The sequence below is a fragment of the Psittacicella gerlachiana genome (assembly GCF_003585965.1).
Taxonomy (GTDB): domain Bacteria; phylum Pseudomonadota; class Gammaproteobacteria; order Enterobacterales; family Psittacicellaceae; genus Psittacicella; species Psittacicella gerlachiana.
This window is the reverse complement of the sequence record NZ_NRJF01000196.1, coordinates 1-5,545: the sequence shown is the minus strand read 5'-3', so window position 1 is coordinate 5,545 and position 5,545 is coordinate 1. Positions and strand designations below refer to the sequence as shown.

Sequence of the window (5,545 nt, the reverse complement as noted above, 5' to 3'; positions counted from 1 at the left end):
GTATAATACAAAGAAAACTTTTTACATTAAGGAAAACATATGCGTGAACCTATGAATAAAAAGCGTTTAGCGCAAATTATTATTTTATTAGTTATTCTGTTAGTATTATTTGGGATTAATACCTATAAGTACTACACAAATGCTTAATTTTACCTCTCAATAAATTTAAGGGGAGAGCAAATGTCATTTGCACAAGAATTAGATATTTATTATCAAGATTTAGCATATAATTTGGCTTTAAAAGGAAAAATCTCTTGTTATCCTAATCCTGCTGTAGGTTGTGTGATCGTAAAGGATCAATGCATTATTTCTTGCGGTTATCATCAATTTGCGGGTACAGCTCATGCTGAACGAGCTGCAGTTTTAGATTTACAGCAGAGATATCCACAAACTTGGCAAGAGTTAATTAAAGACGCGCAAGTATATGTGACTTTAGAGCCTTGTGCTCATTTTGGTCGTACTCCACCTTGTGCCAATTTATTGGTTGATTGTCAGGTAGGAGAAGTTATTTATCTTGCGAGTGATACTACGGCAAAGGTAAATGGTAAAGGGGTAGCGGTTTTAGAGCAAGGAGGAATAAAAGTTAGATATGTTCCAAGAGATACTGCTCAAAATTTAAATAGAGACTTTTTTGCTTTACAAGAGTCTAGAGATTTACCTTATGTAAAAATTAAAATAGGTGCTTCTTTGGATAGTAAAGTAGCTTTACCTAATGGCGAATCTAAGTGGATAACTTCGCCTCAGGCACGGAGTTATGTACAAGCTTTAAGATGGCAGGCAGATGCCATACTTACAAGTAGTAAAACTATTATTAGAGATCAAGCTAAATATAATGTACGCTATGAGGAACTACCTGAAACTATCCAAAAACATTTACCTCAAGAGCAATTAAAGCAACCGAAGGTCGTAATTCTAGATAATAGTTTTGCTTTGCAAGGTAAAGAAACTATCTTTTCCTCTCAGGCTTTTGAGAATTTAATTATTATTTCAAAAGATGAACATCCACTAAAAGAATTGTATCCACAAATTCATTTTCTTAATAGTGTTAACTCACATACGGCACAAGGTTTAAAAGAAATTCTTAGTAAACTGAAGCAACTAGAAATTAATAATTTATTAATCGAAGCTGGTTCGAGTTTAACTAATGCTTTTATAGATGCTAAATTGTTTGAGCAATTGCATTACTTTGTTGCTCCTAAAGTTTTAGGACAAGGAATAGAGGCTTTACATTCTTCAATCGTTAAAGAGCAAATAGATCAGAGCTTATCCTTAAAACTTTTATATTCCCAAACTTTATCTGAAGATAACTTATATTTAGTTTATGAAAAATAAATTAATTTTTTACTTTTTACTTATTTTAATTATTCTTGTTGGACTAGATTGGTATTCGAAATATTATTTTGATACTAATTTCAATTATGGACAAAGTGTTTCAGTTATAGGCGAGACATTTTTAAGATGGACTTTAATCTATAATTATGGTTTTAGTTTTAGTATCGGATCAAGCTATCCTGAGCTTATGCGAGTGCTAGTTGGAAGTTTTGCTACTTTGGTAGGCGTAGTTTTAACGGTATTTGCTTGTTCTAGTGTTCGTAGTGCTCAAGGTTTGAGAGATATTATTTTCTCTTTTGCTTTTGTTCTAATTGCGGCCGGAGCTTTAGGAAATGGCATTGAACGCTTAATTTACGGTAGAGTAATAGATTTTATTCATTTTACTTTTGCCGGCAAATGGAGCTTTGCTGTTTTTAATGTTGCCGATATTTGGATCAATTTTGGGGTCTATATAATTATTTTAACTTACATTGTAGACTTTTTTAGAAATCGTAAGCAGGTAACTAAGTAAATTTATATTTAATACTTTTACTATAGATTAAATGATTTTAATAGAGAGGTAGTTTAAGGCTACTTCTCTTTTTTATTTACTTTTAACCGTGATAAAATATAAAAGTGAAAAATTAAGTTAATAACAAATAAAATAGTTGGAAACAACAAGAATAACGCAAAGCTATGTTAGAAAAAACAATAAAAATAGTTGAGCGTAGACCAGAGCATCTTTTAGGTCTTAAAGACCAAATCAAAGATTATATTTTTTCAAATCGTAATATTACTGATGTTAAGCAGTTAGATTATAGTTTACGTAACTTAATCAACCCATTTTTGTTTAAAGATATTAATAAAGCGGTTAAGCGTTTAATTGCAGCCCTTATTGAAAATGAAAATATTGTAATCATCGGTGATTATGATGCTGATGGTGCTACCTCTACCTCATTAGTTTACATGAGTTTAAAAAAATTAGGCTTTACCAATGTAAACTATATTATTCCTGATCGTATTATCCATGGTTATGGGTTATCACCTGCTCTTGTTGAGTTAGCAGTTACTGAGTACCAAGCGAACTTAATTATTACCGTAGACAATGGGATAAGTTCATTTGATGGTGTTGATTATGCCAATTACAAAAAAGTGGATGTAATTATTACTGATCACCATTTAGGTGGAGATGAAACGCCACCGGCAGTAGCAATTATTAATCCAAATCAAAAAGGATGTAATTTCCCTTCAAAAAGTCTAACAGGAGTAGGGGTTGCTTACTATTTAATGAAAGTAATCAACTATTATATTCATGAGCAATTTAGTGCTATAGCTAAAGCCGTTAATTTAGCAAATACCATAATCTATGACAAAATTAATACAGCTCTCGAAAAGAAAGATTTAGCGGGAGAAAAGTTTAATTCTAGCGAAATTGAAACTTTAAGACGCAAAATAAATAAATTTTTAGAAAATTACGATCCTAACTTTAACCCTGATCAGTTTTTAGATTTAGTTGCAGTTGGGACAGTAGCAGACCTTGCGAATCTAGACTACAACAATCGAATTTTAGTTGAGCAAGGGGTAAGAAGAATTAGAGCGAGCCAATGCTCTAAAGGCATTCAAGCGATCTTAAAAGTACAAAAAATCAATAATATTGATTTTAGTGCAGATGATATTAGCTTTAAAGTTGCACCTTTAATTAATGCTATTGGACGTATGGACAATATGGTTAAAGGGGTTGAGTGTTTAATTGCTAATGATGAAAGAGTTGCTGAAGTTATCGCTTGTGAAATGGCTGAGACAAATAAAAAGCGTTCGGTAGTACAAGCTGAAAATTCACAACAAGCACTTGAGCAATTTGAAACGAGATTTAAGCACACAGATTGTTATTCGATTTGCCTTTATGATCCAAGTTGGCATCAGGGGGTAATAGGGTTAAACAGTTCAATTATTAAAGATAAGTATTGGCGACCAACTTTTGTTTTTTCTACCGATGAAGGAGGATTAATTAAAGGGTCTGGACGCTCAATTAATAGTTTACATATTAAAGATTGTTTAGATACTATTTCTCAGCGTTATCCAGGTTTAATTATTAAATTTGGAGGGCATTCGGGGGCTGCTGGAGTTACAATTAGAGAAAAAGATTTTATTAAATTCTCTGAAGCATTTGAAACTATAGTGCGTGAAACTGCAGATCCTGATGATATTGGACAAGAAACTATTTTTTGTGATTTAGAGTTACCCGTTAATTATATAACTTTAGATTTTGCTAAAGAATTAGTACGTTTAGGTCCATGGGGTAAAGGCTTTCCAGAACCTGTCTTTAAAAGCAGATTCAAAATATATAATAGCCCTCGTTTAGTGGGTAGATCAAAGCGTGATACTTTAATCTTTGACTTTATGGATGCAAATAATATTTGTCATTCAGGAGTTAAATTTAAGGCAACACCTGAGTTTATAAATTCTTTAGCTCCTGAGATGGATGTGTTTTATACCATGTCAATAAATCGTTACTGTGGACGTGAATCTCTTAGTTTAATTATTAAACATATGATTCCTGTAGAATGATTTTATTAACGGGTAAATAAAGAAATACCCCTAGTAATCAATGAAAGTAAGGATTGCAAAGAATTACAATTTATTGAAATTAAAATTCATTGAATCTTAAAACCATTGAAACTCTAAATCACTGTAACCAAAATTAACTTCAAGCTTATGATAAAAATGCATTTTTGTATAAGATATAAGGTTTTTCTTATTAGAAATTTATTAGAAATGTATAAGTAAATGAAGTAATTGGAGTTTATTTAGTTGTTTTTTTAAGCTGAAGAAAAAGAAGTCAATTTACAGAAGATAAAATTTATCGCATATAAATAAAGTCCTTAGGTTAACCTAAGGACTTTATTTATTCTGTGATGTGTAATATTAATTTTTTAAATAAAAAAATCTAGCAACTATGCTAGAAAAAATGGAGGCGCGACCCGGAATCGAACCGAGATAGACGGATTTGCAATCCGCTGCATAAGCCATTCTGCCATCACGCCGTATTCTTTTGACCTGACTATTATATGTAATTAAACATTACCTGTCAAGGTAATGTTAGAAAAATTCTTTACTTTAAGTTATAACTTTTTGATGTTTAGAGCAGAAAAAAAGAAAATCCCTTCAAGATCTAGTTGAAGGGATTTTTTCGGTTATTTATTCACAAGAATACTAAAACTATTTGCCAAACTGTATAAATAAGTTTGGTAAGAGCCTGGCTTTACATCAATATCAACACCAAGAGGATCTAATACCCCTAACTTAGCATTTATTGAAGTAGCTAATTTTTGTGCAATTCCTTGATTAAACTGAGGTTCGGTAAAAATAAATTTTACATTATCAGCTTTGGCTTTTTGATTTAACTCATTTAGATCCTTAACTGATGGGTCAATACTTACATTAAAGTAAATAGCTCCCTTGTCATGATCTTGGAAGTTATATGCTGTCTCAAAATAAGTATAAGCCGAGTGGTACACATAATAGTTACCCATTTTACTAGGCACTAATAGCTTTTTAATCTCTTCATTAGTTTTATCTAATTCTTGATTAAAACGATTTAAGTTTGCAAGAACTATATCCTTTTTATTAGGATAAAGTTCAATTAGTTTATCAGCAATATGTTTGGCAATAATCTTTGCAATAATTGGACTATTCCAAATATGGTAGTCTGTAGATAAACCATCGTTTGCATGGTGATCATCATGTTTATGATCATGATCATGATCATGGCTGTGATCATGGGAATGTGAATGACCTTCTTCATGTTTATGATCATGGTCGTGATCGTGACTGTGATCATGTGCATGGTTATGGTTGTGATCATGATCATGATCGTCGTGATCGTGATGAACACCTTTTACGAGAAGCTTTTTAATTTCAGGAATATCGGCTAGAGCTAAAACATTTTTTGGTCTAGTTCTTGAATTATCAAGTGCTTTTCCTAAGCTAATTTCCATATTATCGTCAATATAGATTAGTAGGTCAGTGTTCTTGATGGTTGCAAGATCTTTTGGAGTTAACTGAACTGTATGAGGTGACTGGGTAGCAGGAATTAATACCGAGCTAGGAGTTACATCTTTAGTTAAGTCGCTAACAATAAAGCCAATTGGTTTGATTGAAGATAAAACATCAGCCGCAGCTGTGTTAATTAGTGCATATGCACCTAAAGTTATTGCTAATAATGTTTTTTTCA

Annotated in this window: 4 protein-coding genes and 1 tRNA gene; 3 read left to right on the top strand and 2 right to left on the bottom strand. The window is 31.8% G+C overall.

Annotated features, from left to right (window positions below):
- Positions 1 to 180: 180 nt before the first annotated feature.
- The 3 genes from ribD to recJ all read left to right on the top strand — a co-directional run bounded on the left by ribD (position 181) and on the right by recJ (position 3,879).
- Positions 181 to 1,332 (top strand): bifunctional diaminohydroxyphosphoribosylaminopyrimidine deaminase/5-amino-6-(5-phosphoribosylamino)uracil reductase RibD, encoded by a 1,152-nt coding sequence (gene ribD / locus CKF59_RS06435; RefSeq protein WP_119535124.1) that lies wholly within the window; start codon positions 181 to 183, stop codon positions 1,330 to 1,332.
- Positions 1,322 to 1,843 (top strand): signal peptidase II, encoded by a 522-nt coding sequence (lspA, locus tag CKF59_RS06430; protein ID WP_119535123.1) that lies wholly within the window; start codon positions 1,322 to 1,324, stop codon positions 1,841 to 1,843. The genes ribD and lspA overlap by 11 nt, the downstream gene beginning before the upstream one ends.
- Positions 1,844 to 2,007: 164 nt before the next feature.
- Positions 2,008 to 3,879, top strand: coding sequence for a single-stranded-DNA-specific exonuclease RecJ (gene recJ, locus CKF59_RS06425; protein ID WP_119535122.1), 1,872 nt, complete (start codon positions 2,008 to 2,010; stop codon positions 3,877 to 3,879).
- 401 nt (positions 3,880 to 4,280) lie between these two features.
- Here recJ and CKF59_RS06420 read toward each other — a convergent pair.
- Both CKF59_RS06420 and CKF59_RS06415 read right to left on the bottom strand, forming a co-directional pair.
- Positions 4,281 to 4,355: transfer RNA gene (locus tag CKF59_RS06420), tRNA-Cys, on the bottom strand.
- A 150-nt stretch (positions 4,356 to 4,505) separates the two neighbouring features.
- On the bottom strand, positions 4,506 to 5,545 hold a 1,040-nt coding region (locus CKF59_RS06415; RefSeq protein WP_119535121.1), incomplete at its 5' end, for a metal ABC transporter solute-binding protein, Zn/Mn family.

Bases quoted from the DNA above. Each gene is read 5' to 3' on its own strand.
- lspA (WP_119535123.1), top strand. From the start codon at position 1,322: ATGAAAAATAAATTAATTTTTTACTTTTTACTTATTTTAATTATTCTT.
- recJ (WP_119535122.1), top strand. From the start codon at position 2,008: ATGTTAGAAAAAACAATAAAAATAGTTGAGCGTAGACCAGAGCATCTT.
- ribD (WP_119535124.1), top strand. From the start codon at position 181: ATGTCATTTGCACAAGAATTAGATATTTATTATCAAGATTTAGCATAT.